This window comes from Myxococcus sp. AS-1-15 (assembly GCF_020037055.1).
Lineage (GTDB): Bacteria > Myxococcota > Myxococcia > Myxococcales > Myxococcaceae > Myxococcus > Myxococcus fulvus.
This window is the reverse complement of the sequence record NZ_JAIQDF010000002.1, coordinates 278079-303976: the sequence shown is the minus strand read 5'-3', so window position 1 is coordinate 303976 and position 25898 is coordinate 278079. Positions and strand designations below refer to the sequence as shown.

Here is a 25898-nt window from a genome sequence, read left to right as displayed (position 1 = left end):
GGCGTGGATTGGAGGAATTCGAGGGACGGACAGGTGCTACGAGCGGTGCCGCAGGATGAACTCGCACACCTCGCGCGCGGCGCCGAAGCCCGCGGGCTTCTGTGCGACGTAGTGCACCTGGGCGCGGACCTCGTCAGGGGCCTCGGGCGGCGCGGAGGAGAAGCCCACCGCCTTGAGCAGCGGCAGGTCCACCACCTCGTCCCCCATGTAGCCACACCGGTCCGCGGAGACGTTCAGCAGCGCGAGCAGCTTCTCGAAGTGCGCGACCTTGTCCTGGCTGCCGAAGTGCACGTGCTTGAGGCCCAGCGACTGCATCCGCATCTGCGCGGACAGGCTGTCGCCCCCGGAGATGGCGGCCACCTCGATGCCCACCTCCTGCAGGCGCTTGATGCCCATGCCGTCGCGCACGCTGTACATCTGCGTCCAGCCGGAGTTGGGCACCCAGAAGATGCGCCCGTCCGTGAGCGTCCCGTCGATGTCGAAAATCATCACCGACAGACGCGACACGCGCGTCTTGAGCGATTCCAGGTCCTGATTCATCGCGAAGGCGCCTACTTCGGCACGGCCTTGAGCGAGGCCTTGCCGTCCTTGATGACGACCTTGAACTCCACCGCCTTGGCGTTGTGCTGCTTGAGCAGCTCCGGCACCTGCTTGCGCAGCGTGGCGGCCACCGACTCGTAGGACATCTTCGAGGTGTCCTCCTGGCAGCGCCGCTTCGCGGTGACGTACGCGTCGTACACGGCGCGCAGCTTGTCGTCCGACATGCCGCCGCCTCCCGCCGCCGCGGGCTTGGGCGCCGCCGAGGCCACGGGCGCCGCGGGCCTGGACGCCGCGACCGGCGCCGCCGAGGGACGTGCCACCGGCACGGGGGTCCCCGCGGGCTTCGCGGCCATGCCCGGAGGAACCGCGGCCGAGCCTCGCGCGGGCGTGCCCGCGAGCGGCGACGTCACCGTGGGCAGTCCGCGCGCGGGCGTCCCCGTCACCGGCGCCACGGCGGGCGTCAGCGGGGCGATTCCCGGGATGCCTCCGCGCGACCCGGCGGGGGCGGCCACCGGCGCCACGCTCGGCGCCGCCGAGGCGCTGGCCACCGCGGGCGTGCCACGGAAGGGCGTGCCCCCGGCGGAAGGCGTGGAGGCGGCGGCCGCCGCGGCGGCGATGGCCGCGGCCAGGGGTGGCTCGTTGACGGGGCGCGGGCGGAGCACCTCCTCCACCTCCTCGAAGTCCATGTCGGAGATGTCCTCCGGCAGCTCGACGACGCCCTTCTTCGCGTCCTTGTTCGCCGAGCCTCCGCGCACCTCCGCGCGACGCCGGGCCTTGAACAGGTCGCGCTTGTACGTGCCCGCTTCGATTTCCTGCAGCGTGCGCACCCACAGCCGCTCGTACGTGAGGAACTTGCTGTGGATGCTGCCCACGCGGAACTTGGCCGCGGTGCTGCGGATGAACGACGTCTTCAGCTTGTTCACCCGCTTCTTGAAGTCCTCGTGGGCGCGCGTGGGCGGGTTGCGCTCGTTGCCCAGGAAGTACTGCTCGAAGAGGTTGCGCAGCGCGGCCAGCTCCGCCTCCAGCGCCTCGCACTCATGAAGGACGGCCTCGCTGGAGCTGGTGTCCGCCGGGGCCTTCGTGGCGGGGGACTTCGCGGCGGACTGTCGGGCGTCGGGGGGCGGCATGACGTCTCAGAGTGTCCCCAACCGGCGTCCGGGGATCAACCTCACGCCGCCGACGGTGTCGGTCCGGCCTCGCCCGCCGCCTCGCCCGCCCCTCGTCGCCCCTTCTGGTAGAGCAGCGTCGCCCCGAGGGCGAACATGCACAGGGAGATGGACTGGCTGGTGGAAATGTTGAACCAGGCCTCCAACGGCACCGCGTCCGCCAGCCCCTGGGCCCCCAGCGACTCGAGCAGGCCGTGCAGCGTCCCGCGCTCCACGTCCCCGCGGAACAGCTCCACGGTGGTGCGCAGCACCGCGTAGGCCATCAGCCACAGCGCGAAGATGTGCCCGTGGAAGCGGCGCAAGCGGCGGACGTACAGCAGCGCCACGAAGAGGACGAGCTGCCCCAGGGACTCGAAGAGCTGGGTGGGGTAGACGCCCAGGGTGTGTCCGTGCTGGGCCACCCAGTCGGAGATGCGCACGGCGTCCGGCGCGGCCTGGTGCAGAATCTGGCCTGTCGCCTCCACGACGAAGCGCGTGTCGTCGAGCTGGGAGGTGTACGCGAGGCTGGAGGCATTGCCCACCTGGCCGAACAGGTCCTGCGCCAGCCCCGAGCCCGGGAAGTGCACCGCCGCCGCGGAGTGGGCCGGTGCCACGTCGCCCCAGCAGCAGCCCGCGCTGAAGCAGCCCAGCCGCCCCAGGCACTGTCCCAGCGACACGGTGGGGATGCACACGTCCGCCAGCCGCAGGAAGTCCATGCCATGGGCGCGCGCGAAGAACCACGCCGCCACCGCCGCGCCGATGAGCCCTCCGTAGAAGACAAGCCCGCCGCCCAGCGACAACGCCTGCGTCCAGTCGCGCGAGTAGTCCTTCCAGTTGACCAGCACGAAGAGCAGCCGGCTGCCGCCGATGCCGCCGATGAGCACCCAGAAGGCCAGGTCCATCACCTGCTCGCGCTTTTTGGGCCCCTCCACGTCCACCCACTGGCCATCAACGAGCTCGACCCTGCGCCACTCGTCCCGCGCCAGCCGCCCGGCCACCGTCACCGCCGTCATGAAGCCCGTGGCGAGCAGCACGCCGTAGGTGTGCAGGGGGATGCCCTCGCCCTTTCCACCGGGGAAGGCGCCCTCCGGCAGCGCGTACTTGAGGCCGAACCACGCCAGCCCCGCACCCGCGAGGCCGAAGCCCGCCGCGCGCAGGAGCCGGTCCGCGAGCACCACCGCCTTGCGCGTGCCCGTCTTCGGGTCCACCTCCCCCACCGCGCCGCGCCACCCGTTGAAGGCGATGTAGCCCACCGTGCCCACGGCGAGGGCGTACAGCAGCAACTGCGCCCACAGGCTGGTGAAGGTGAGGCGGAAGAGGACGGGGAGCATGGAGACCTGCCGGCGGACGAGAGGGGCGGCGTGAGCGCTCGGGAGGCTACCCGCGCCACGCGTCGGAGCAAGGCGGGGAGCACGCCGGCCCGCTCGGGCGGCCCTCCGGCGAGGTGACGCTCAGGCGGCCTTGGTGGGCGCCGGCGCGGGCTTCTCCTTGCGCACGAACGCGTCCACCAGCAGCAGGCCCACGCCCACGCAGATGGCCGCGTCCGCGATGTTGAAGGACGGCCACGCCGCCTTGTCGAACCAGTGGGCCTCCAGGAAGTCGATGACGAAGCCCCGGGCCAGCCGGTCGATGTAGTTGCCCAGCGCTCCCCCCAGGACGAGCGGCAGGCCCCACAGCGCCCACTTCTCCTCCGGGTCCGAGCCGGACAGCTTGCGGAAGTAGAAGACGATGAGGACCACCGCGCCCAGGCTCACCACGTGGAAGAGCGGGCCGCGCTGCTCGGGCGGGAGGTTCCTGAACAGACCCCACGCCGCGCCCGGGTTCTCCGCGTAGCGCAGGCGGAAGAAGGACTCCGACACCTCGATGCTGCGGCGGGAGCGGTAGTGCAGCCCATCGAAGCCGCGCTCGGGCGGCGCGCTGAACATGGCGCCCAGCCGGCCGCCCAGCGTCTGCTGCCCCTGCATCTGGGAGGTCAGCTCACGGACGACGAGATACTTCGTCCACTGGTCCAGGGCGATGACGCCCAGGGTGACGGCGAGGAGGATGACGTATTTGCGAGGCACGGGCCTGGGCTTACACCACCCGGCCCCCACCCGTCACGGATTGGGGCTCTGGGCGAGCGGCGCCGCAACGGCCTCCGGGCGGCGCACCTTCAGCGAGTCCAGCAGCATGAAGGCCACGCCCACGCAGATGGCCGCGTCCGCGACGTTGAAGGTGGGCCAGCGCATGCCCGGCTGGTTGCGCCAATGCCAGTCGACGAAGTCGATGACGTAGCCGCGAATCAGCCGGTCCAGGAAGTTGCCCAGCGCGCCGCCGGTGATGAGCGCCAGCGCCAGGCGCGCCAGCTGCTGGTCCAGCGGGGTGCGGCGGTACATCAGGAAGATGAAGGCCAGCGCCGCCACGCTCACCACGTGGAAGAACGTGCGCCGCACGCTGTCGGGCAGGTCGGCGAACATGCCCCACGCCGCGCCCGGGTTCTCCACGTAGCGGAAGTGCCAGTAGTCCTCCACGAAGCGGTGGGGCCGCAGCACGTTGCGCTCGCCGTCCTCGCGAGGCGGGTCGTTGTCGAGGTTGTGGAGGGTGAAGTAGCCCGTCACCCGGGCCATCCCTTCACGCCCGTCCAGGGCATCCGTCAACCGGGACACAGCCAGATACTTGGTCACCTGGTCCGCGACGAGGACCGTGGTGGCCACGAGAATGAGGAGGCGGAGGGAGGCTTTCATGACGCGTCCCAATCCCTTAACCCGCCCCCCAAGCCCTGACAACCCGGAGGGCCGACCGGCCCCCGGCGGGCAGCATGCTCTGTTTCCCGGACATCGCTCGTTTGGGGCATGGTGTGGACATGCCGCCTGTTGAGCCCGACGTGAATCCTTCAGTCTCCGACACGCCCCCACCCACAACGACTCCCGAGGCGAAGGCCGGGAAGCCGTCGTTGATGGCCCGCTTCAAGACGCTGATGCTGGAGTACGGCCCGCTGGCGTTGGTGACGAACTACGTCATCTTCGGCCTGGTGCTGGTGGGCTTCTACGCGGCCATCCGGCTGGGCTTCCAGCCGTCCGGTGCGGGCGAGCAGGCGGGCACGTGGGCGGCGGCCTACGCGGCGTCGCAGGTGGTGAAGCCCCTGCGGCTGGCGGCGGTGTTCGTGCTCACGCCGCTCATCGCGCGAATCCCGCCGGTGGCGCGCTTCATCGAGCGCAACAAGCACAAGTGGAACTTCTGAGCGGAGCACGCGGCGGCCTGTCTCGGCGCCGCCGCGCGCCCGCCGCGTCAGGCTAGGGGGCAGGGACGCGGAAGTCCTTGATGACGCCCATGTGCTGCATGCTGGGGGCGCCGCTGTCGTTGGACTGCACAGGTGCGATGTCCGACAGCGGGGTGTAGACGCGGCTGTCGAGCACGAGGCCGTTGGGGAACGAGTTGGAGCCGATGACCGTGGGCGTGCGGTACTGGTTCAGGTCCTGGTCGACCAGGACGTGGTCATAGGGCTTCGCACGGCTGGCGTTGGTGCCCGTCTTGCCGTTCTTGTCCGCGGGGTACGGGGCGCTGGTGACGACCACGTTCTTGAAGGTGGTGAAGCAGCTCTCGCTGAAGCTGTCCGTATTGAGGTCACCGCCGATGACCAGGTAGTCGCTCTCCGGGACCTTCTCCCTGACCTTGGCGACGATTTCAGCTGCCTCGGCGTTGCGCGCTCCGGCGCTGCGGGTCAGCAAGTGCACGCTGACGGCCCACAAATCCTTGGGCCCCGGGATGTCGATGCGCGCCCAGGCGAAGTCGCGGTTGTCGACTTCCGGGTCCTTCCACTCGCCGGACTCGATGATGGGCCAGCGGCTGATGACGCCGTTGGGGATCTGCGCGCCGCCCTCCCGGTAGTAGTGGAAGCCCGGGCCCACCTGGTTCACCAGCGAGGTGATGTCCGCCACCGAGTCACTCTTGTAGTTGAACTCCTGGATGAGCACGACGTCGGGGTCCACGCCCTGCATCAGGCGGATGCCGTGGCCCGGGTCGTAGTCCTGGCCGTTCCCGCTCGACAGGTTCGCCGCCATGATACGGATGTTGGTGTAGCCGCCCGGCGCGGGACCACCGTCCGTCGACGAGCCCGCGTCCGGCGTGCCCGCGTCCACGGGGGAACCCGCGTCCGTGCCCGCGTCGATGGGGGAACCCGCGTCCGTGCCCGCGTCGATGGGGGAGCCCGCGTCAATCGTCGTGCCCGCGTCGTCCGTCGTGCCAGGACCCGCGTCGACCGGAGACCCTGCGTCAATCGTCGTGCCCGCATCGTCCACGATGACAGGGCCACCCGCGTCCGTCGTGCCGGCGTCCGTCGTCGTACCCGCGTCATCCACGATGACAGGGCCACCCGCGTCCGTCGTCGTGCCCGCGTCGTCCACGATGACGGGGCCGCCCGCGTCCGTCGTGCCCGCGTCGGTCTCGGTGCCCGGTCCCGCGTCCTCGAGCGTCCCGCCGTCGTCCGTCAGCGAGCCGCCATCCGCGTCCTCGCCCGCATCGCCCGCGCCCGCGTCCGGCGTGGCCTCGCACACCTCGGTCGGCAGACAGAAGGTGGCGTCGCCTCCGTCACGCGCCTCGCCGGTGGGACAGCACGCCGCCTCGGCCTGACCACAGGCGCCCTGCTCATCACACGGCCGGACACAGATGGACCGGTCGTAGAACGGGACGAAGCGGCACTCCTCACCCGCACCACAGCCGCCGCCATCCTGCTGGGGATTGCACTCGGCCCACATCACGCCGCCATCCGGCAACGGAAGCGGTGTCTTCGGATCCGAAGAATCCCCACACGCCAGAGCGAAAACCGTGAGCGAGACCACCGCGCACGCCAGATAGGAAAGGGTCTTCTTCATTCGCTCTGCCTGCTTCCGTGGAGACGATTCGAGAGATGGTCCGGGCCGACGACGACGGCCCGACGGGGCGCGGAGTATAGAAGTGCGCCAAGCCCGCAGTCCCGCTACGTACCGCCAAATCGTACATTTACAGCGGTGAAAATCGCGAGCGGGGGCGTCCCACGGGCCAGGGTCCGAGTCCTCCTCGTCACGCAATCGGGAGCAACCCACCGTGGTGACCGTCCGACTTCATGGAAGGCTGAACGACTTCGTCGCGCCGGAGAAGCGGGGCACGCGGCTGCAGGTGGCGCCCCAGGGCTCGCCGTCGCTCAAAGACCTCATCGAGTCACTCGGCCCGCCGCATCCCGAGCTGGACAGGGTGCTCGTCGACGGTGCCCCGGTGGCGCTCGCGCATCGGGTGACGCCCGGAGCCCACATCGAGGCCTTCCCGGCGCTCGGGCACGTCGAGGGCATGCCGCGCTTCGTGCTCGACGTGGGACTGGGGCGGCTGTCGGGCTTCCTGCGGATGCTCGGCTTCGACACCCTGTGGCGCAACGACTTCAACGACCCCGAGCTGGCGCGAATCTCGAGCACCGAGGAGCGCGTCCTGCTGACCCGGGACCTCGGCGTGCTCAAGCGGAGCGAGGTCGTCCTCGGCTACTTCCCTCGCGCCACGGACCCCGCCGAGCAGCTGGTCGAGGTGGTGCGGCGCTATGGGCTCGGCTCCCGGATGAAGCCGTTTTCCCGGTGCATCGCCTGCAACGCGCTCCTGAGTCCCGCCCAACCCCACGAGGTGACCCATCGCGTCCCCCCGGACGTGGCGCGCAGGTACACCCACTTCCAGCAGTGCAACGACTGTCGCCGCGTGTTCTGGCCCGGCACACACCAGGAGCGCATGCAGGCGTTGATCGACCGGCTGCGCGCTCTGGAGCTCGAGAGCTGAAGCCCGCACCTCGCAAAGAGTCGCACCTCGCACTTTTTGCGAGGTCACCAATGACCCGCGACGCCAGGGTGAAAGCCCGCACCGAAACGATTTCAGAGGGTTGCGGGGATGCCCCAGCGGGCACGTGAGTTGCTGAGTTCGCGACACTTCCAGCCTTCCCCGCACGGGGGGAGCGCAGAGGAGCCGCGACGATGACGCACCGAGACCTGGCCCGAACCCGAGCGAATGGAGGCTTCACGCTGCTCGTCGCGCTGGGCGTCGTGCTCGTGGTGACGATGGCGGTGATGCTGAGCTACCGGGTGGTGGGCCGCGAGGCGGACACCCAGGCGGACGCGCGCCGGCAGAAGGAGGCGTTCTTCGCCGCGGAGGCGGGGCTGGCCGAGGGGCGTGAGGCCATCCGGCTTCGTACGGCGCTCGATGCCACCACCTACGAGAACACGATGATGCCGATCATCAACTCGGGCGCCGAGGTGACGGAGCTGGGTCTCGCGGGCGCCAATCCCCCCTGGTACGAGCTGCTGCCCGCCAGCCCGGGCGACCCGTGGAACTACCTGCGGCTGACGCCGAACGACATGCCCGCCCATGAGAAGCAGGGGGCGGACAACGTCGCCTACGCGGACTACCCGGAGCAGAACAACGTCCGCTACCGCGTGTTCGTGCGAGACGACATCGACTTCACCCCTGCCGGCTCCAACCCCAACAGCGACTCCAACGGCCTCATCTGGGTGGCCGCGGTGGGCGAGGTGCTGAGCCGCGACGGCCGCCCCACGCGCTCCGTCGTCCAGGCCCTCATCGCCAACCAGAGCGGCGCGGTGGCCTACGGCCCCGGCTGCAACATGGCCGGCTGCGGCTCTGACAACAACTACAACAATTCGCGGGAGCAGAACGCGCCCGACACCACGCAGATCGAAACGCTCCCCAACAACACGCCTCCCTGACGAACTCCTCGCCGTCCCGCGAGTCATCCATGAAACGCCCTTTGCTTCTCGCGTTGTTGCTCCTGCCAGGATTCGCCACGGCGACTCCTGAAGGAGAGCGCATCTTCCAGAAGGCCTGTGTCGGCTGCCACACCCTCACGCCACAGCCCTCGGCCGCGACCCTCAAGAAGTCGGGGGGCGCGCACATGAAGCAGCAGCAACGTCCCGCGGGTGAGAAGCGGGTGGAGCTCACCAGCAAGGTGCGCCAGACGCCCAGCGCGGAGCTGCGCACCTGGATTGCCAACCCCCATCGCGTCAAGGACGACACCCGCTGCGACACGCGGGGGATGTCCCCGACGGAGATGGACGCGCTGCTGGCCTACCTCAAGACCAGCTCCCGCCCGCCGTCGCCGCCTCAGGACGTGCGGCTGCGTGAGCAGCTCCAGAAAGACCTCGAGACCCGCCGCGCGCAGCAGCGGACCGACGGCATCCAGACCTACAAGCCGGCCCAGGGGAAGTCCCGATGAAAGCCCTCCACCGAGCACTCTCGACGCTCCTCCTGCTGGCCACGCCCGCCGCGCTCGCCGATGACGGTCTGGCCCAGCTCTGCAAGGACAACCTGGCGCAGGACAAGCAGCCCGGCTTCGGCAACGCCGAGAACGACCTGGGCCAGATGACCTTCCCCAAGGAGCTGAAGCTCGTCCCCACCGGACGCAGCGGCGACGCCGACATCCAGTTGCTGCCGCCCGAGAAGCTCAACCCCGAGAAGATCGTCTTCCCGTACGACCAGCGCGTCACCATCAGCTACGTGTTCGAGTCCGCAGGCGCCTCGCACGCGCTGGGATACATGTACCTGGACCAGGCCGCGAAGTACCTGAACGCGGCCGGAGACCTGGTCGATACGAACGGCAACGGCGTCCTCGACCTGCACGAGGACCTCTTCAACATCGCGCCCCAGTCGGGCCCCAAGGCGCGGGAGTTCATCGGAGACCCGGCCGACCGCCGCTGCGGCAGCGTGACCTTCACCTCGGATGGCGAGAGCTACACCGAGCCGGCCATCTCGATGAAGGCCAGCTGCGCGAAGACCTATCGGCGCGTCACCGGCAGCAACGGCCTCGCGGATGCCCGACCGGGCCTCGGCTCCACGCACATCGACACGGACATCGTCGGCACGTCCCAGGGCAGCGGCACCGCCGCCACCGATGACTATTCCGACAAGGGCCTCTTCCCGCGCATCCCCAACCTGCTGGAGCCCGCGGACGACAAGAATGGCGGCAAGGGCATCGGGCAGATGGTGTTCCTGCTCGCGGACGACGACAGCGACGGTACCACCTTCCTCGGAATGACCCCGGTGAAGGACGGCTCCACGGATAACGACGCCGTCCCCGACTACAACGTCAGCCGGTATGACAACCGCGGCGTGCCGCTGCCGGCGCCCGACCCCGCGGACAAGATCGACCTCGGCGACCGCACGGTGGACCTGGGCACCATCCAGGGCAATCGGGAGATCGTCTTCTTCCTCATCGTCTACTACAACTCCAGCCATGGCCCGAACGAGGGCACCGTCTATCCGTGCTTGAAGCAGGACAGCGCGGGCAAGTGCCAGTTGCACCTGCAGACGCCCATCAACGTGTTCTTCTCCAAGTCCGCCTGGAACCTGGACCAGAACATGTCGGCCGACCCCATCGTGGCCGAGCGCAACATCGGCTGCCCCTACCAGGACAACTGCACCGCCGACAACCCGCAGGGGACGGCCTCCAACCAGTGCGTGGTGGCCGGCACCAGCAACACGAAGCTGTGCGGCTGGCTGGACGACGACACGCTCTACCGCCTGAAGAACGAGGCGACGTACGGCAACCTGGTCATGCCCAAGGAGCGCGCGAAGATCGACCGGCCCGGCGGCACACGCAACGCCCTGCCCCATGTCATCGTGGGCGCGCCGTCCACGGACCCCTTCCGCTGGATTCTCGGCTTCGAGGACATCCCGGGTGGCGGTGACCGCGACTTCAACGACGTGGTGTTCGTCATCAACAAGGTGAACGGCGGCACCTTCCGCTCCGCCAGCCTGTCCAACGACATCGACCTGAGCGACGCGGAGGACTTCGTCATCACCAAGGTGCGCTTCACGCGCTACGACGACGTCGCGCCCGCCGCCGCCCACATGTGCTCGTCCCCGCCCTGCTGGACCGAGGAGACGCCGGGGGCCTGCTCGGTTCCGGGTCGCGCGCCGCCGACCATCACCTACTCGGTGGCGGTGGACTGCCACACCTTCGAGTTCCAGGGTGGCGTTTACGTGAAGAAGCCCAACCCCAACCGCACCTGGATTCCGGTGCAGTTCGACACGGGCAACCCGAACGTGAAGGAGCTGGACCTGCTGGAGATGGGCTTCACCGGCTCGCAGCTGTGCTGGAAGGTGGACATCACCAGCCCGGACGACCGCTGCGTCCCCGTGGTCGACAACGTCAACGTGGGCTACCAGGCCGTGCGCTCGGGCAGCTACTCCCGCTCGTCGCCCTCCACGGTGGGCAACGCCATCCTCTGGGGTGTGAACGAGACGCCCGGCAGCGCCTGGGGCAAGAACTGGCCCGGCGTGGGCATGCCCGAGGCCTCCACCCGGCTGTACGACGGGCGCAAGGACTACTCGCTGCGAGGCCGGCTGTACTTCCGCTCGCTCTATGACCCCGAGAACACGAACCTGACCAACGTCGTCGAGCGCTGGGACGGTGGCCGGGTGATGGCCATGACCCTGCGCAACGAGGATCCGCTCAACCGCACCATCTACACGATGAAGCCGGACCAGAGCCGCATCACGCTCAAAGATGACATGGACAACGCGAACAGCGTCGCGTTCCCCGACTCGCTCTGCAACCAGCTCGATGCCGGCAAGAAGATCTTCGACATGAACAGCGACGGCAAGTGCGGCACGCCCACCATGGCCCCCGCCGCGCGAATCACCGAGGGCTTCAACGACCGGAACGTCTTCCGCGAGTGGCTCTACGGCTGGGAGGACCATCAGCTGCCCGGTGCGACGAACGTGAAGCGCCCGTGGGCCATGGGCGGCATCAACCTGTCCACCGTGGCCGTGGCCGTGCCCCCGTACCTCGACAACTGGGCGATGAACGCCCTGCCGGCCGAGCGCGACGTCTACCGCCGCAACTTCATGTCCAAGCTCTCCGAGCGTCCGACGGTGGCCTACGTGGGCACGATGACGGGCGTGCTGCACGCCTTCGACTCGGGCGCCTTCCGGCTCAACGGGAAGGACGAGTGCTCCGACGACATCATGCTGCGCGGCTACTTCCTGCACTCGGGCTCCACCTGCGCCAAGCCCATCGCGCCGCGGCAGTACGGCACGGGCAAGGAGCTGTTCGCGTACATGCCCGGCGGGCTGCTGAAGGACTACGTCTACCACTACGTGAAGTACGCGGGCTCGGGGACCAAGCCCAAGCCGACGATGGATGCCTCGCCCACGCTGGCCAATGTGGACTTCGGCGGGCTCGGCGAGGCGTGGACGCCCGCCACGGCCACCACCGCCCTGCAGCGGCCGCTGAAGGGCGCCCGCACGACGCTCGTGTCGGCCACGGGCAAGGGCAGCCCCATCATCTTCGCGCTCGACGTCACCCACCCCAGCACGGACCCGGCCGCGACGCGCGCCGACTACCCGATGCCGCTGTGGGAGTACAACCTGAAGAACGACGCCCTGCTGGACGCGTTCACGGACGAGGCCGACGACGACGATGACGTGCTGCTGCCGGACCAGACCGGCTCACGTCACCCGGCGTCCGTCACGCGCATCCAGTGGGGCTCCGGCGACACGACCGGCACCTGGGCGGCCATCATCGGCACGGACTTCAAGCCCACGGCCGGGCGCGCCGGCACGCTCTACCTGCTGGACATGAAGACGGGCAAGCCGCTGCAGCGGGGCACCGGCAAGGGCGCCCACGCGGGCGTCATCACGCTCGACGAGGGCTCCGGCATCGCGGGTGCGACCGCCATGCTGGACCTCAACCGCGATGGTCACTACGACGTCATGTACGTGCCCACCACGGCCGGCAGCGTCTACCGCATCAACCTGGACTCGGTGGACTCCACCCGGACGTATGGCCGGCAGGTGCGGACCTGCCGCGTGGCGAGCGCGCCGGTCGCGGCCTCGACCCACACGGACGCGGCCTCGAACCCGGCGGGGACGGCCCACTTCCAGCAGATCCACTCCAACCTCGCGGTGAAGGTGCTGCGCGACACGGCCAAGCCCGTGGTGCGCATCTACTTCGGCACGGGTGACAACCCGGACGAGATTGGCGATGGCCCCCCGAACAAGGAGGACTACCGCTACCACCTGATGGCCTTCGAGGACCCGAACCCGGACGGCTCCAAGCCCTGCGCGCTGCTCGACCCCTTGTGGGTGCAGCCGCTCGACCCGGGCCAGGCGGTGTGGGGCGGCGTGTCGCTCAGCGGGGACAAGGTGTTCACCACCACCGCGGTGGGCGCGGCCGCGGACGTCTGCAACCTGAGCGAGACCACGAGCGGCCGGTTCTACACGGCGAACCAGGCGCCGGATGGGGCGGGCAAGACGACGATGACGAGCTCCATCCTGGTGGGCCACGGCACCAGCGCGCCGGTGGTGCACGACGAGCACGTCTTCATCCTGCCCGCCACGGGACAGCCCCTGCTGGTGGGTGAGAAGAACAAGTGGAACAATGGGGCGGCGAACTCGGGAGAGACCCGCTCGCGAGTGCTCATCTACGACCCGATTCCGGACGGGAGACTGCCTCGATGAAGTCGTCGCGGTTGCAGGCCTCCAGGGGCGTCACGCTCCTGGAGGTGTTGGCCACCATGGCCGTGATGCTCGTGGGCATCGCGGCGGTGATGATGCTGGTGACGCAGATCAGCGCGTCCAACCGGCGCACCCTCACCGCCACGCAGGCCCAGCTCATCGCCGAGCGCACGCTCGAGACCATCATGTCCGAGGGCTGCGCGGCCACCCCGCCCTGCGCCAACCTGGCACCGTGGGACAATCGGCGCACCACGGTGTGGCAGACGGCGGCAGGAGAGCTGCGGACCGTCGCGCCCGCCGCGGGCGTGGTCGCGCGGGAGTACGAGGTGGCGGTGGACATCGACAGTCCCAGTGTGGGCCTTCCGGGCTCCATCGAGAACGGCGCGGCGGGGCTGCCGGCCGTCACCCGGCAGTTGGGCGGGGGACTTGCCGGGAACGTGGCCAATGTCCGCGTCTCGGTGAGCTGGTTGGAGCGGGGCCGGCAGGGCCGCCAGGTGGTGGTGATGCAGACCCGGATGGCGCCATGAGGAAGACCCTTCGTCGCATGGGCGGCTTCACGCTGCTGGAGGTGATGATCGCCAGCGCGCTGGGCGTCATCGTGCTCGGCATCGGGTTGGTCGCGGGCATGCAGGTGCAGCGGCGCGCCCTCACCGAGGAACAGACGATGGTGGCGCAGGTGACGGGGCGGGCGGTGAAGGACCTGCTCACCCTGGACGTGCAGCGCGCGGGAATCGGCATGGGCAACTCCCCCATCCAGTTCTCGGAAGGCGACCAGCGCTATGCCATCCAGAGCTGGACCGCACTGGACATGGCGACGGCCACCCCGCCGTTCGCCGCGGACGCGACCTTCGCGCTGCCTCCCGCGGGCACGCCCTACGCCGACATGACGTCTGATGTGTTGCAGCTCTACTGGGGTGACCCGCGGACGATGGTGACGATGGAGCGATGTGACGCATTCGCGGCCCCCGGCAGACCCAACATTACATCCGTCAAGTCGGGGAACATCCTGTGCACCGCCCCGGCCCCCCACACGCGCCTGCAGCCCACCTCGGGCCAGCCGACCCCCGCGCTCGTCGCGAACCCGACGGATGGTGCGCTCGCCTGCCACTTCCGGGTGACCAACGTCCGCACCGGTGACTCCGTCATCGAGGCCTCTCCAGGCCATGGCGCCGCCGCGACCACCAGTGGGCCCTGCACGAGTGATGTGGGCATGTTCACCGATTCCGGGTGGAACATCATGCGCACCGTCAGCGCGGCGTATCGCGTGAACTGGAGGGGCGGCCACCCGGCGCTGGAGTACCTGGCTCCGGGCGCGGCCAACTGGGCCGTGGTGAGCCGGGACGTGGAGCGGATGCAGGTTCGATTCGCGGTCATCGACCTGACCCAGCCGGCCCTCGCCTACCGGTGGTACCCCGAGGAAGGGGTTCGCCCGCCCATCGACCAGTGCACGACTGGCAATGCGGAATGCGCGGTGAACGTGGTGGCGCCCATCGAGGCTGCGCCCACCAACGAAGCCGACCTTCGCAACCTGCTTCGCCGACGGATTCGCGAGGTGGAGATCGACCTGGTCATCCGGACGCCGCGCTCGGACCGCACGGTGGTGGACCCGGCGAAGATCAACATCCCGGATGAGGACGGCTTCCCCCAGGACGGCTTCAGGCGCCGGACCTATACCCTCCGGGTGTCTCCCCGGAACTTCGTGTCGGCGGGCCTGCAGCCCGCTCCGGGGCCTTGAGGATGATGCGCACGCGAGGAATGACGCTGTTGGAGTTGATGATCGCCATCGCCGTCGTCGGGATGATGGTGACCCTGGCGGTGGTGGGCATCAGCAAGCCGCTGGATGGCCAGCGAGAGGCGACGGCGACCCGCGAGCTGTGGTCGTCGGCGCTGCGCGCGCGTCAGCGGGCCATCGCCACCAACCAGCCGGTCCGCATCGTGGTGGAGAACAACGTGCTGCTGCCCGATGGAACCCGCAAGCGGGTGGCCCGTTGGGAGCGGCTGACGTGTGACAACGACTTCGACAACAACACCTGCCCCAAGGATGCCTGCACCGGCACCACGTGCCGCGCCAGCCCGGAGTGCTGTTCCGAGACGGGCCCGGACGTCGTCATCCCGGACTCCATGAACGCCACGCCAGTCCATGGGCTCTGCTACCTGCCGGGCTCGGGCCGGGCCGTCAGCAACCTGACCTGTATGCGCGGTCAGCTCGACAACACCGCGGCGCTCACCGCGGCGGCGCCGGGCAACCTCCAGCTCAACTTCTCGGCGAAGTCGGGCCGCCCGCGCAGCCTCCTGATGGTGGAGCCGCTCACGGGCCTCGCCTCCCTGCTGGACTGTGACTCGGTCCGGGCGACCCAGGCTCCCGTCGCCGAGTGCACGACCACGCCTCCGCCTCCGTAGGCGTTCGACACACCACCTGAAACATCCGGGCCCGCGTCTCCTCACGAAAGCGCGGGCCCGTTTCATCTCAGCGCGCCCCAGAGCCCGCGCCGTCCGCTTGGGACTGGCGCGAGCCCACCGGGCATCCGGCGCTCACGCCGCCAGCGCCTCGCGACACTTGAGGCACACGTCGCCGCCCTGCCCCACCGCCTCCGAGTACGTCCAGCAGCGCGGGCACTTGTGGCCCGCGGCGGGCTTCACCTCGGCCAGGAGCTTCGCGCCGTCGCCGAACACCCGCGTCACGTCCAGCACCGCCGCATCGATGCCCTCCGCGTCCACCACCTCCACCTGGCTGGTGATGAAGAGCCCGGGCAGCTCGTCCAGGTGCTGCATCAGGAAGTCACGCACGGACGCGGACGCCATCAGCAACACGCGCGCCTCCAGCGACGCGCCGATGCGCTTCTCGCGCCGTGCCGCCTCCAGCACGCCCTGCACCGCCTCGCGCACCGCGAACAGCTTCGCGTAGCGCTCCGCCAGCTCCGGCGACAGCTTCGTCCCCGGCTCCGGGAAGCCCGCCAGGAACACGCTCTCCGTCGACTTGCCCGGCAGGAAACCCCAGGCCTCCTCGGCCGTGAAGCTCATCACCGGCGCGAGCAGCCGCAGCAGCACGGACGCCACCTCATGCAACACCGTCTGCGCGCCCCGCCGGGGCGTCCCGTCCTTGCGCCACGTGTAGAGCCGGTCCTTCAGGATGTCGAAGTACACCGCCGACAAGTCACCAGCGCAGAAGTCCACCACCGTCGCGTAGACGAGGTGGAACTCGTAGTCCTCGTACGCCTGCTTCACCCGGGCCACGACCTCGGCCAGCCGCCCCAGCGCCCACTGGTCCAGGGGCGACAGCCGCTCGTACGGCACCGCGTCCTTCGCCGGGTCGAAGTCGTACAGGTTGCTCAGCGCGTAGCGGACCGTGTTGCGAATCTTCCGGTAGCCCTCCGACAGGCCCTTGAGAATCTGGTCCGACAGGCGCACGTCGTTGCGGTAGTCGCTCGCCGCCACCCACAGGCGCAGCACCTCCGCGCCGTACTGGTTGATGATCTTCTCCGGGGCCACCACGTTGCCCAGGCTCTTCGACATCTTCTCGCCCTTGCCGTCCACCACGAAGCCGTGCGTGAGACAGGCCTTGTAGGGCGAGCAGTCGCGCGTCCCCACCGACACCAGCATGGACGAGTGGAACCAGCCGCGGTGCTGGTCACTCCCCTCGAGGAACAGGTCCGCGGGCAGCCGCTGCCTGCGCTCCAGCACCGCGGAGAACATGCACGCCGAGTCGAACCACACGTCGAGGATGTCCGTCTCGCGACGGAACTCGCCCTTGCCGCAGCGTGGACACGCGAAGCCCTCCGGCAGGAAGTCCTTCACCGGCGTGCGGTACCACACGCCCGCGCCCTCCTTCTCCACCGCCTGGGCCACCTTCTCCATCAGCTCCGGCGACACGAGCGCCTCGTCACAGCCCTCGCAGTACGCGATGCAGATGGGCACGCCCCACGTGCGCTGACGGCTGATGGTCCAGTCCGGCCGCGTCTCCAGCATGCCCCGGATGCGGCTGTGTCCCCATGAGGGCACCCACCGCACCTTGTCCACCTCCGCCAGCACCTCCTGGCGGAACGTCTTCTCCCCGTGGAAGGGCGCATCCATCGGGATGAACCACTGGTACGTCGCGCTCAGGATGATGGGGTTGTGGCAGCGCCAGCAGTGCGGATAGCTGTGCGCCACCGTGTCCTTCGCGTCGTTGAGCAGCGCGCCCTTCTCCACCAGCACCGCGATGACCAGCGGGTTCGCCTCGAACACGCGCTTGCCCGCGAGCGCCGGGCCCACCGTGTCGTCGTAGCGACCGTCCGGACGCACCGGGTTGTAGATGTCCAGGCCATAGCGCAGGCCGACCTCGTAGTCCTCCTGGCCATGCCCCGGCGCCGTGTGCACCAGGCCCGTGCCCGCGTCCAGCGTGACGTGCTCGCCCAGCAGGATGCGCCCGCGCCGCTCGTAGAACGGGTGCTGGTACGTCAGGTGCTCCAGCTCCTCGCCGCGCGCGTACGCGAGGATGCGCGCGGGGTCCACCAGCGCCGCCGCGGAGACCTCACCGCCCGGCAATTCCACGTGCTTCACCGCCAGCTCGTCCGACTTCACCTCCGCCAGCACCTTGGGCAGCAGGTCCTTGGCCACGCAGATGACGCGCGCGCCCAGCTGGTAGAACACGTACTCCAGCTCCGGGTTGACGGCGATGGCCAGGTTGGCCGGCAGCGTCCACGGCGTCGTCGTCCAGATGGCGAAGTCGACGGCCTTGCCCTTCAACGAAGGCACCCGGTCCGACAGCTCGGGGCCCGCGGGGAAGGCCACGTAGACGGACGGGGACTCGTGCTCCTCGTACTCCACCTCCGCCTCGGCCAGCGCCGTCTGGTCCTGGAGGCACCAGTACACCGGCTTCTTGCGGCGGTAGAGCATGCCCCGGCGCGCGAAGCCGGCCAGCTCCCTGATTTCCTGCGCCTCGTAAGAGAAGTCGAGCGTCTTGTACGGCGCCTCCCACGAGCCGAACACGCCAAGCCGCTGGAACTCCGTCTTCTGGATGTCGATGAACTCCAGCGCGTACGCGCGGCACAGCTCCAGGAAGGCGTCGCGCGACAGGGTGCGCTTGTCCACCTTCTTGTCCTTCAGCCGCTTCTCCACCGCCTGCTCAATCGGCAGACCGTGCGTGTCCCAACCCGGGATGAAGTCGCAGTGGCGACCCACCAGGTTGCGGTACTTCACGACAATGTCCTTGAGGACCTTGTTGAGCGCGTGGCCCGCGTGCAGGTGGCCGTTGGCGTACGGCGGACCGTCCGGGAGCACGAAGGGCTCACCGGCCGCGTTCTTCTCCAGGAGCTTCCCCCAGATGCCCCGCTCCGCCCACCAGCCGAGCATCCTCGGCTCGAGCTGCGCCAGGTTCCCCTTCATCGGGAAGTCCGTGCGCGGCAGGTTGACGGTGTCCTTGAAGTCCTTGTCCTGGGAGGGCGCGTCGCTCATGTCGACAGCGCCCGTAACACGCTCGGTGCGGCGCTTTCAATCACCGGCCGGCTTCGGCGCCTCCTCGGGCGCGACGCCCCGTCGCACGACGACGACGGACACCTTGCCCTCCTTGGCCGGCGTCACCCGGACATGAAGCTCGTCCTGCGAGGAGCGGAAGAGCATCGGCTCCACCTCCTCGAAGCCCGCCTGCGAAAGCTCGTTGCGGTAGTAGACCTCCACGTCCAACGCCCTGGCGCTCGCCGAGTACACGAGCGTGCGCGCTCCCTCCATCTCCGACTGCAACAGCCCCGAGCCGCCCGGGTACACCGGGGCCACGCTGGACTGGACGCGCGGCGCCTTGGACAGGTCCGCCTGTCCCAGGAACACCGTCGTCGTGCCGTCCGGGTTGGGCTGGACGATGGCCGTGTACGAGATGAACTCGCGCGTATCGAGCGCGGTGATCATCGGCTCACGCAGGAGCTGCGGCTGGCGCGAGGCCGCGGGCACGTGCAGCCCCCAGACGAGGAAGCGGTCCACGAGCGAGCGCAGGATGACCTCCGGCCGCTCCTTGCTGCGCACCGCCGTCATCTTCACCGGGATGCCGCTGGCGATGACCGGCGCGGAGACGTCCACCACGCCCACCACGCCGGGCACCTCCCACTTGAACGGCGTGCGCTGCGCGGCCGCGACACCGGACGCAAGCATCACTCCCATCACCGCGCATCGCAGCCAGCTCTTCGCGTGGGTCATCACTCGCTCCGATTAGCGCACGCGCCCGCTCTTGCCCTTGCGCGGTGTCTCGATTCCCTCCGGGTCCACGCAGCGCTCCGAGCACTCCGCGAACTTCTTCTCCTGCTTTTCCTGGCAGCGCGCCATGCAGGACTGGAAGGGCCCGGGCCGGGTCGGGTCGTCCGGGGGCGGGGGACACTTGTCGATGCACGAGCGCATCATCGCGTCCGACTTGGTGACGCAATCGGCGCTGCACTGACTGCCATCCGCCCGCGCCAGGCCGGCCGTCAGCACGGCGACGAGGAGGAAGGCACCCCGGGTCCACGAGAGGAGTCCTCGCGTCATCTCAATCACAATCCCTTCCGAGGAAGCAGGCGCCGTTGCCGAAGCGCTGCGCGTGCGCCAGGCTGTACGGGAACGTGGTGAGCCCGATGTAGGAGCCGGGCGTGGTGGGGTAGAAGCGGGAGATGGGGTCCATCAGCGGGGGCGTCTGGACGAAGTTGACGACGTCCTCACCCGCGGCGCTCATCCAGAAGGTGTGCTCCTTCATGCCCAGGCCCACCATGGCGAGCGCCGTCGGCGGCAGCGGGTTCCAGAACAGCGTGGCCTCCGCCAGGTTGCTCGCGGACGCCTGGATGGGCAGCGTCGTGGGCGCGTAGGTGGACCACGCCGCCGCGTGGAAGGGCACGTTGGTGCAGGGGATGAGCTGGTCCTGCATGAGGATGTTGCACGTGGCGGACTCCAGCGCCCCCGCGAGCCCCCAGTCGTCCACGAGCATGGAGAAGCGGCCCTGGCATGCGCCGCCCACCGCGCGGCCCACCGCGCACACCTGCAGGTTGGCGAGCGAGTCGTCCAGGTTCTGCTTCTGGTAGAGCGCGCCGTCATCGGGCCCGTCCAGGAACGAGCGGGGGAAGCGCCACGCGCTCAACGTGGCCGAGGCACCACACGCGGTGCCGCCGTTGTCCCGGTAGACCAGGCGCGTGGCGATGGCGCCCGCCCAGCCCACGCCCGCGTCCATGCCGCAGCTCACCTGCATGCCGGTGCCGCGGGTGAAGGCCATGGTGACGCGGCCCCCGCCCGGCGTGGAGGACAGGCCCTTGAAGTCCGCGTAGCGCTCCTGCGCGCTCGCGGCGGCGTCCCGCATGGAGCTGCCCGCCTGCGTGTACGTGACGGGGATGTGGTGCATCTGCCCGTGCGTGCCGTCCCACAGCGCGGAGACCGCGGCCTCCTGCACCTTCAGCGACAGGAAGCCCACCTCCGCGAAGTGGATGCCGAAGGCGACGATGGTGACGAAGAGCGTGACGCCGATGGCGGCCTCCAGCAAGGCCTGTCCACGGGCCACGCGGGACTTCGAGCGACGTGCGTGACGAGCGTTCATCTCTGGAGCCCCTTGAAGCCCGCGTTGCGCAGCTCGCGGAAGGTCTGTGCCGCGACGGGAGCGCTCAGCCCCAGCGTGTCGATGGCGTCCCCCACCCCGTCCTCATCCACGTCCACGCCCACCAGCGTGGCGCGCCAGTAGGGGTTGAGCAGGTTGGGCGGCTCGCTCCAGTGGTGGAAGCCCAGGCTCTGCCCGCGGTGGTAGTAGGCGATGCCCGTGGACAGCGCCGTCTGCGTGTTGTTGGGCGTGCCGTCCGCCAGGTTGAAGCTGCGGGCGTCATACACGTTGCCCCCACCGCCCGACTCGAAGCGGTAGCGGAAGGACAGGTCCCACGGGTCCAGCCTGCGTGCCATCAGGTCGCGCTGCACGACGGCGAAGTTCTTCGGCTGCCCGTAGTTGTTGTCGTCATTGTTGATGCGCACGACGTTGTAGTCGAGGAACGGCGGCCAGATGCCCGGGCACGACGAGGGCCCGCCCAGACACGGTACCAGCATGTGGTTGAACGGACCGCCGGGGTCCCTGCCTCCCGTCCAGGTGTGCTCGGGGCGGGGCATGATACCGCCGGACGTCACCAGCGAGGCCTTGGTGGACTGCACCCCCGCGACGCTCGCCGGACAGGCCACCGGGTCTCCGCCGTGCAGCAGGTGGTCGTACATCCAGCCGATGCGGCCCGTGTCGTCGCCCGTGAGCGCAGGCGCGTACGGAGGGAGCATCGGCATCTTCCGGCCCGGCTTGCCGAAGTACGTGGTGCCGTTGGTGTCCGGCAGCACCACCACCTCGTCGGGGAACCAGATGACGAAGTCCAGGTTGGCCTGGTGCGCGCTGTAGTCACCCAGCCGCCACTGCCGGTGGGTGACGAAGTGGAAGCCACGGCTGCCCATGGCCGCGTTGACGGCGTGCGCGACGGTGAGCGGCAAGTCACAGACGGCGCCATCACCCGCGCAGGCGATGCCGCCGGTGAGCTCGTCCTCGTTGACGTTGCCCACGTCCGGCACGCGCCAGGCGGCGTCCTGGGGGTTGCGTCCGCGCCCCACCACGTTGCCGAGGATGCGGTTGGCGAAGGCCTGGTCGTCCACCGCGTCGCGCAGCTCCTGGTAGTTCTGCTGCTGGGCCGCGTAGAAGACGCCCTGGGCAATCTGGTGCGAGAGCATCTGCAGGTTGACCATGGGCTCCATGGACTGGAACACGGCCTCCACGCGGGCCTGCTCGATGCGCAGCTGCGTCTGCAGCATGTTCAGGTCCGCCACGCCCTTCTTGCCGCAGCGGCACCGCTGGCGACACCAGGACTTCTTGGGCGCGCAGGGACAGCCGCTGGCGATGGCCGCCTGATACGGCTTCTTGCCGATGCCGAAGCCCGTGTTCGCGGCGTTGAGCTGCGCGCGGTAGAGGCTGGCCCAGCTCACCAGGCTGGTGGCGCCCGCCTGCGCCACCGCGTGGCCAATCTGCGCGCGGTTGATGACCGCGATGTTGTTGAAGGTGCGCGCGGTGGCCACGGCGTTGGAGTACGCGGCCGCGTCCGTCACCGTCTGCAATTCGATGCGCTCGCGCACCTTCATGGAGAAGGAGAGCGTCAGGCTCACCATCAGCACCATGAGCAGCGTGCCCAGCACGAACAGCACCATCGTCTGACCACGGGAATGGGCGCGTGTCATCGGGGGCAATCCATGGTGGCGAAGTGGCGCCGCTTGGCGGGCGTCAGCATCCGCATGGTGAAGCTGGTCTCGATGGGAAACACGTACTGCTGGCGGGCCACGCGCGCGGCGAGCTCCGAGCGGACGTCCGAGGCCAGCTGGATGGGCGAGGTGAACTCCCCCTGGTTCCAGTTCGCGTTCGCCTCCGCGGGCATCAGCGGGTTGGCCGCCGTGTAGTCCTCGATGCCCGCCTGCGCCATGAACATGCGCGACATCACCCAGTTCGCGAACGGGATGCGCATCGGGTACCAGTAGACCAGCTGGACCTCCAGGCGCCTCAAGTGGCCTGGATCATCGAACGCGCGGTCCTGCGGCCCGTCGATGCCGCCGCCCACCAGCGCGCGGTTGATCCACACGATGCTGCCCGTGTGCACGCCGTCCAGGCCGCCGCGGTAGCGGTTGTCCCGCCGCGCCGCGAACGCCGCCGCGAGCTTCGCCGGCGCGCCGCCGCCTCCGCCATGCCGCACCTCGTCCGTCGCGCTCGACAGACCCAGGAACGAATGGAACGAAGGTATCAACGCGAGGATGGCCGCATGCGTCATCCGCTCGCATTCGCCATGCGCGATGCTGCCCGCACGGGTGGCCTGGAACGCCGCGTAGTGCGCCAACACGCGCGCCTGCAGCATCAGGAACAACTGCAGCGTGCCCAGCAACAAGAACACGACCAATGGAAGCGTGAGGGCCGCCTCCACCATCGCCTGTCCTGACTGGCCACCATTCCCTCGGGGGTAGGAATTCATGGCAGCACGCAGTTTCCCGGGAGTTCTCCCCGGGAGGACATACGTCAACTTGCCCGTGGGGGCGGGATGTCTGTCAGTGGGCGCTACAGACCGAGCGCGTCATGTCTCATGTCTGTCACATGCACCGGGAGCGGGGTGGAAACACCCCCAGGGTCAGCGCGGCTTCATGCCCTTGGTGTCGAGCTGATACTTCTTCACCAGCCGCTCGATGGACTTCCGGTGCAGGCCGCTCTCGCGCGCGGCCCGGGAGAGGTTCCCCTCGCAGCGGGTGAGCACGCTGGTGACGTACTCGCGCTCGAAGTTCTCCAGCAGCTGCTCCTTGGCGTCCTTGAAGGAGAGGTGCTCGTTGAACGGCAGCGGGCCCTCCCGCGCCTGACCCCGCACGCGAGGAGGAAGGCTCGACGGCTGGATTTCTTCACCCTCGCTGAACGTCAAGACATGCGACAGGACGTTCATGAGCTCGCGGACGTTGCCGGGCCAGGGGTAGGCCATGAGCAGGCCCATGGCCTCGGCGGAGAAGCGCTTCTTGCCGTGCTTCTGGACGACGTCGGGGGCGGCGAGGGCCCCCTTGAGGATGAGGGGGATGTCGTCGCGGCGCTGGCGCAGCGGGGGCAGCTGGATGGTGATGACGGAGAGGCGGAAGTAGAGGTCCTCGCGGAAGTTGCCGGCCTGTATCTCCTTCATGAGGTCGCGGTTGGTGGCGGCGATGACGCGGCAGCTGACCTCGATGACGTCGTTGCCGCCCACGCGGCGCACCTCGTGGTTCTCCAGCACGCGCAACAGCTTGGGCTGAAGGTCCAGGCGCAATTCGCCCAGCTCGTCCAGGAAGATGGTGCCGCCGTGCGCGCGCTCGAAGGCGCCGGGCCGTCCGCTCACCGCGCCGGTGAAGGCGCCCTTCTCGTGGCCGAACAGCTCGCTCTCGATGAGGTTGGGCGGAATGGCGCCGCAGTCGAGCACCTCCATGGGGGACTTGTTGCGGCCCGACAGCTCGTGGATGGCGCGGGCGACGAGCTCCTTGCCGGTGCCCGTCTCGCCCTGGATGATGACGGACACGTCGAGCGGGGCGATCTTCTTGATGAGCCCGAATATCTGGCGCATCTTCATGCTCTGGCCGACCATGCCGCACAGCTCGCCGTCGCGGTCCGGCTCGACGGTGACCTCCTCGTCGAGCGGCGCGAAGGTGAGCACCGACGAGCCCGCGCGAATCTGCGAGCCCGGTGACAGGTAGGCGCGCTCAATCCTGCGCCCGTCCAGGAACGTGCCGTTGGTGGAGCCCAGGTCCACGAGCAGGTAGCCGCGCTCGGTGAACTGGATTTCGAAGTGGTGACGGCTGGCGGTGCGGTCCTCCACCAGAATCAGGTCGTTGCCCGGGTGCGCGCCGCAGCGCAGGCGCTCCTTGTCGCTCACCACGGAGCGGCCCGTGTCCGGCCCGGACGTCACGGCCAGCCGGCACTTGTGGAGCTTCACCGTGGTGCGCGGGTCCACCACGAGCGTCTCTCCCAACAACGGGGAGTGGGCGAGGTCTAACCCGGCGGCATCTCCGGGGCTGGTGTGGATGTCGTCGGGATGCGGATCTGTCGCGCTCATCTGTCACGGGAGGATAGCAAACGCGCCCCCCGCAGCCGCCTGTGTCCGCGGGTACGTGCTACGCTCGATTGCTCCGCCCATGTCTCCCCGAAAAATCCAGCAGAAGAAGGCCCCGGCCATGCCTGGGTCCAAGGCACCCGAGCATCCCGCGCCGCGTCGTGGCCGCGTGAAGAAGACGGTGGCCATCCTGTCCCGGAAGCGCTCGCTGTACTCCACCCGACGCCTGGTGGCGGCCATCCGGGAGCGGGGACACCGCCCGCTGGTGCTGGACACGCTGCGTTGCTGCCTGCTGCTCGCGCAGGGGACGCCGCGCATGACTTACCGCGGTGTGGAGATGCGCGGCGTGGACGTGGTGGTGCCGCGCATCGGCGCGTCCATCACCGCGTACGGGCTGGCGGTGGTGAACCACTTCGAGATGATGGGGGTGCCGGTGCTCAACCCGCAGACCTCCATCGCGCGCAGCCGGGACAAGCTGCGCGCGCTGCAGTTCCTGTCGCGTTCCGGACTGGACATCCCGCGCACGGTGATGGCGCACGACCGCAGCAACGTGAAGAAGCTGGTGGAGGAGGTGGGCGGGCTGCCCGTCATCATCAAGCTCATCAAGGGCACCCAGGGCGTGGGCGTGATGATTGCGCACACGCTGCCGGAGGTGCAGACCATCCTGGATACGTTCTGGGACCTGGGTCAGGAAATCGTGCTCCAGGAGTTCGTCGCGGAGAGCGAGGGCCGGGACGTGCGGGCGCTGGTGGTGGGCCAGCGCGTGGTGGGGGCGATGCGGCGGCGCGCGAAGAAGGGCGAGTTCCGCTCCAACATCCACCGCGGTGGTGAAGGGCAGGCAATCGAGCTTCCGGCGGCATACACGGAGGCGGCCGTGCGGGCCGCGGGCATCATCGGCCTGGAGGTGGCGGGCGTGGACATGCTGGAGGGCCACGCGGGTCCCCGGCTGATGGAGATCAACTCCAGCCCCGGTTTCGAGGGCCTGGAGAAGGCGACGGGCCGCGACATCGCGGGAGAAATCGTCGAGCACGCGCTGGCTTACGCGGCGGCGAAGGCCAGCGCTCCGCGGATGACCGGCGAGTAGTGGACGACGTGTTCGAGACTGCTCGCATGCCCTGAAGCAGGCGAGCAGCCGGGGCCGCAGGCACCTTGCATGCTCCACAGGAACACAGGAATGCCTTCAGGGGCCGGTTGTCATGGGGAGTTGGCAGCGGCG

General features: G+C 69.1%; 22 protein-coding genes. 9 read left to right on the top strand and 13 right to left on the bottom strand.

Going from position 1 to position 25898, the window contains the following annotated elements:
- Positions 1-36: 36 nt before the first annotated feature.
- The 5 genes from K8625_RS06865 to lspA (K8625_RS06845) all read right to left on the bottom strand — a co-directional run bounded on the left by K8625_RS06865 (position 37) and on the right by lspA (K8625_RS06845) (position 4408).
- Positions 37-540, bottom strand: coding sequence for an HAD family hydrolase (locus K8625_RS06865; RefSeq protein ID WP_046710569.1), 504 nt, complete (start codon positions 538-540; stop codon positions 37-39).
- An 11-nt stretch (positions 541-551) separates the two neighbouring features.
- Positions 552-1667, bottom strand: a complete 1116-nt coding sequence (locus tag K8625_RS06860; RefSeq protein WP_223782225.1) for an MXAN_5187 C-terminal domain-containing protein — start codon at positions 1665-1667, stop codon at positions 552-554.
- A gap of 41 nt (positions 1668-1708) precedes the next feature.
- A complete protein-coding gene (locus K8625_RS06855; protein ID WP_223782224.1) occupies positions 1709-3016 on the bottom strand; it encodes a prolipoprotein diacylglyceryl transferase in 1308 nt (435 codons plus the stop codon).
- A gap of 120 nt (positions 3017-3136) precedes the next feature.
- Positions 3137-3748, bottom strand: a complete 612-nt coding sequence (lspA, locus tag K8625_RS06850; protein WP_223751421.1) for a signal peptidase II — start codon at positions 3746-3748, stop codon at positions 3137-3139.
- Positions 3749-3781: 33 nt separating this feature from the next.
- The gene (lspA, locus tag K8625_RS06845; protein WP_223782223.1) at positions 3782-4408 is read right to left on the bottom strand and encodes a signal peptidase II; all 627 of its coding nucleotides are present in this window, start codon (positions 4406-4408) and stop codon (positions 3782-3784) included.
- Positions 4409-4620: 212 nt separating this feature from the next.
- Between lspA (K8625_RS06845) and K8625_RS06840 the strand changes: the two genes are divergently transcribed.
- The gene (locus K8625_RS06840; protein ID WP_223751423.1) at positions 4621-4905 is read left to right on the top strand and encodes a hypothetical protein; all 285 of its coding nucleotides are present in this window, start codon (positions 4621-4623) and stop codon (positions 4903-4905) included.
- A gap of 52 nt (positions 4906-4957) precedes the next feature.
- Here the strand turns inward: K8625_RS06840 and K8625_RS06835 are convergent, their stop codons facing one another.
- A complete protein-coding gene (locus tag K8625_RS06835; protein ID WP_223782222.1) occupies positions 4958-6535 on the bottom strand; it encodes an endonuclease/exonuclease/phosphatase family protein in 1578 nt (525 codons plus the stop codon).
- A 211-nt stretch (positions 6536-6746) separates the two neighbouring features.
- Between K8625_RS06835 and K8625_RS06830 the strand changes: the two genes are divergently transcribed.
- The 7 genes from K8625_RS06830 (at position 6747) to K8625_RS06800 (ending at position 15545) form a co-directional block, all read left to right on the top strand.
- A complete protein-coding gene (locus tag K8625_RS06830; protein WP_223782221.1) occupies positions 6747-7457 on the top strand; it encodes a Mut7-C ubiquitin/RNAse domain-containing protein in 711 nt (236 codons plus the stop codon).
- A 191-nt stretch (positions 7458-7648) separates the two neighbouring features.
- Entirely contained in the window at positions 7649-8395 is a 747-nt protein-coding gene (locus tag K8625_RS06825) for a hypothetical protein (RefSeq protein ID WP_223782220.1), read from the top strand.
- Between the two features lie 29 nt (positions 8396-8424).
- Positions 8425-8901 carry a cytochrome c family protein gene (locus K8625_RS06820; RefSeq protein WP_141324158.1) on the top strand — a complete coding sequence of 159 codons (477 nt, stop codon included), beginning with the start codon at positions 8425-8427 and terminating at the stop codon, positions 8899-8901.
- A complete protein-coding gene (locus K8625_RS06815) occupies positions 8898-13148 on the top strand; it encodes a DUF4114 domain-containing protein (protein ID WP_223782219.1) in 4251 nt (1416 codons plus the stop codon). Before K8625_RS06820 ends, K8625_RS06815 begins: the two co-directional genes overlap by 4 nt.
- Positions 13145-13672, top strand: coding sequence for a prepilin-type N-terminal cleavage/methylation domain-containing protein (locus K8625_RS06810; protein WP_223782218.1), 528 nt, complete (start codon positions 13145-13147; stop codon positions 13670-13672). Before K8625_RS06815 ends, K8625_RS06810 begins: the two co-directional genes overlap by 4 nt.
- Positions 13669-14880, top strand: coding sequence for a prepilin-type N-terminal cleavage/methylation domain-containing protein (locus K8625_RS06805; RefSeq protein WP_223782217.1), 1212 nt, complete (start codon positions 13669-13671; stop codon positions 14878-14880). Before K8625_RS06810 ends, K8625_RS06805 begins: the two co-directional genes overlap by 4 nt.
- Before the next feature lie 5 nt (positions 14881-14885).
- Positions 14886-15545, top strand: a complete 660-nt coding sequence (locus K8625_RS06800; RefSeq protein WP_223782216.1) for a Tfp pilus assembly protein FimT/FimU — start codon at positions 14886-14888, stop codon at positions 15543-15545.
- A gap of 132 nt (positions 15546-15677) precedes the next feature.
- Here the strand turns inward: K8625_RS06800 and ileS are convergent, their stop codons facing one another.
- The 7 genes from ileS to K8625_RS06765 all read right to left on the bottom strand — a co-directional run bounded on the left by ileS (position 15678) and on the right by K8625_RS06765 (position 24685).
- The gene (gene ileS / locus K8625_RS06795) at positions 15678-18578 is read right to left on the bottom strand and encodes an isoleucine--tRNA ligase (protein WP_223782215.1); all 2901 of its coding nucleotides are present in this window, start codon (positions 18576-18578) and stop codon (positions 15678-15680) included.
- 36 nt (positions 18579-18614) lie between these two features.
- Complete coding sequence (locus K8625_RS06790) at positions 18615-19310, bottom strand: hypothetical protein (protein WP_223782214.1); 696 nt, start codon at positions 19308-19310, stop codon at positions 18615-18617.
- 12 nt (positions 19311-19322) lie between these two features.
- Positions 19323-19634, bottom strand: coding sequence for a hypothetical protein (locus K8625_RS06785; protein WP_223782213.1), 312 nt, complete (start codon positions 19632-19634; stop codon positions 19323-19325).
- Between the two features lies 1 nt (position 19635).
- On the bottom strand, positions 19636-20667 hold the full coding sequence (locus K8625_RS06780; RefSeq protein ID WP_141324165.1) for a pilus assembly protein: 1032 nt from the start codon (positions 20665-20667) through the stop codon (positions 19636-19638).
- Positions 20664-22319: a TadE/TadG family type IV pilus assembly protein gene (locus K8625_RS06775; protein ID WP_141324166.1), complete on the bottom strand. Its 1656-nt coding sequence runs from the start codon at positions 22317-22319 to the stop codon at positions 20664-20666. Before K8625_RS06775 ends, K8625_RS06780 begins: the two co-directional genes overlap by 4 nt.
- The gene (locus K8625_RS06770; protein WP_141324167.1) at positions 22316-23098 is read right to left on the bottom strand and encodes a TadE/TadG family type IV pilus assembly protein; all 783 of its coding nucleotides are present in this window, start codon (positions 23096-23098) and stop codon (positions 22316-22318) included. Before K8625_RS06770 ends, K8625_RS06775 begins: the two co-directional genes overlap by 4 nt.
- 153 nt (positions 23099-23251) lie before the next feature.
- On the bottom strand, positions 23252-24685 hold the full coding sequence (locus tag K8625_RS06765; RefSeq protein ID WP_194869094.1) for a sigma 54-interacting transcriptional regulator: 1434 nt from the start codon (positions 24683-24685) through the stop codon (positions 23252-23254).
- A gap of 79 nt (positions 24686-24764) precedes the next feature.
- Here K8625_RS06765 and K8625_RS06760 point away from each other — a divergent pair, with 79 nt between their 5' ends.
- Positions 24765-25766 carry a RimK family alpha-L-glutamate ligase gene (locus K8625_RS06760; RefSeq protein ID WP_223782212.1) on the top strand — a complete coding sequence of 334 codons (1002 nt, stop codon included), beginning with the start codon at positions 24765-24767 and terminating at the stop codon, positions 25764-25766.
- Positions 25767-25898 lie beyond the last annotated feature (132 nt).

What these genes read in the sequence shown, in the direction of transcription:
- K8625_RS06785 (WP_223782213.1), bottom strand. Translation starts at nt 19,634, where the DNA reads ATGACGCGAGGACTCCTCTCGTGGACCCGGGGTGCCTTCCTCCTCGTC.
- K8625_RS06805 (WP_223782217.1), top strand. Translation starts at nt 13,669, where the DNA reads ATGAGGAAGACCCTTCGTCGCATGGGCGGCTTCACGCTGCTGGAGGTG.
- K8625_RS06840 (WP_223751423.1), top strand. Translation starts at nt 4,621, where the DNA reads ATGGCCCGCTTCAAGACGCTGATGCTGGAGTACGGCCCGCTGGCGTTG.
- K8625_RS06815 (WP_223782219.1), top strand. Translation starts at nt 8,898, where the DNA reads ATGAAAGCCCTCCACCGAGCACTCTCGACGCTCCTCCTGCTGGCCACG.
- K8625_RS06800 (WP_223782216.1), top strand. Translation starts at nt 14,886, where the DNA reads ATGCGCACGCGAGGAATGACGCTGTTGGAGTTGATGATCGCCATCGCC.
- K8625_RS06810 (WP_223782218.1), top strand. Translation starts at nt 13,145, where the DNA reads ATGAAGTCGTCGCGGTTGCAGGCCTCCAGGGGCGTCACGCTCCTGGAG.
- K8625_RS06780 (WP_141324165.1), bottom strand. Translation starts at nt 20,667, where the DNA reads ATGAACGCTCGTCACGCACGTCGCTCGAAGTCCCGCGTGGCCCGTGGA.
- K8625_RS06760 (WP_223782212.1), top strand. Translation starts at nt 24,765, where the DNA reads ATGTCTCCCCGAAAAATCCAGCAGAAGAAGGCCCCGGCCATGCCTGGG.
- K8625_RS06865 (WP_046710569.1), bottom strand. Translation starts at nt 540, where the DNA reads ATGAATCAGGACCTGGAATCGCTCAAGACGCGCGTGTCGCGTCTGTCG.
- K8625_RS06765 (WP_194869094.1), bottom strand. Translation starts at nt 24,685, where the DNA reads ATGAGCGCGACAGATCCGCATCCCGACGACATCCACACCAGCCCCGGA.
- K8625_RS06820 (WP_141324158.1), top strand. Translation starts at nt 8,425, where the DNA reads ATGAAACGCCCTTTGCTTCTCGCGTTGTTGCTCCTGCCAGGATTCGCC.
- K8625_RS06855 (WP_223782224.1), bottom strand. Translation starts at nt 3,016, where the DNA reads ATGCTCCCCGTCCTCTTCCGCCTCACCTTCACCAGCCTGTGGGCGCAG.
- K8625_RS06770 (WP_141324167.1), bottom strand. Translation starts at nt 23,098, where the DNA reads ATGAATTCCTACCCCCGAGGGAATGGTGGCCAGTCAGGACAGGCGATG.
- K8625_RS06835 (WP_223782222.1), bottom strand. Translation starts at nt 6,535, where the DNA reads ATGAAGAAGACCCTTTCCTATCTGGCGTGCGCGGTGGTCTCGCTCACG.
- K8625_RS06860 (WP_223782225.1), bottom strand. Translation starts at nt 1,667, where the DNA reads ATGCCGCCCCCCGACGCCCGACAGTCCGCCGCGAAGTCCCCCGCCACG.
- ileS (WP_223782215.1), bottom strand. Translation starts at nt 18,578, where the DNA reads ATGAGCGACGCGCCCTCCCAGGACAAGGACTTCAAGGACACCGTCAAC.
- lspA (WP_223782223.1), bottom strand. Translation starts at nt 4,408, where the DNA reads ATGAAAGCCTCCCTCCGCCTCCTCATTCTCGTGGCCACCACGGTCCTC.
- K8625_RS06775 (WP_141324166.1), bottom strand. Translation starts at nt 22,319, where the DNA reads ATGACACGCGCCCATTCCCGTGGTCAGACGATGGTGCTGTTCGTGCTG.
- K8625_RS06825 (WP_223782220.1), top strand. Translation starts at nt 7,649, where the DNA reads ATGACGCACCGAGACCTGGCCCGAACCCGAGCGAATGGAGGCTTCACG.
- K8625_RS06790 (WP_223782214.1), bottom strand. Translation starts at nt 19,310, where the DNA reads ATGACCCACGCGAAGAGCTGGCTGCGATGCGCGGTGATGGGAGTGATG.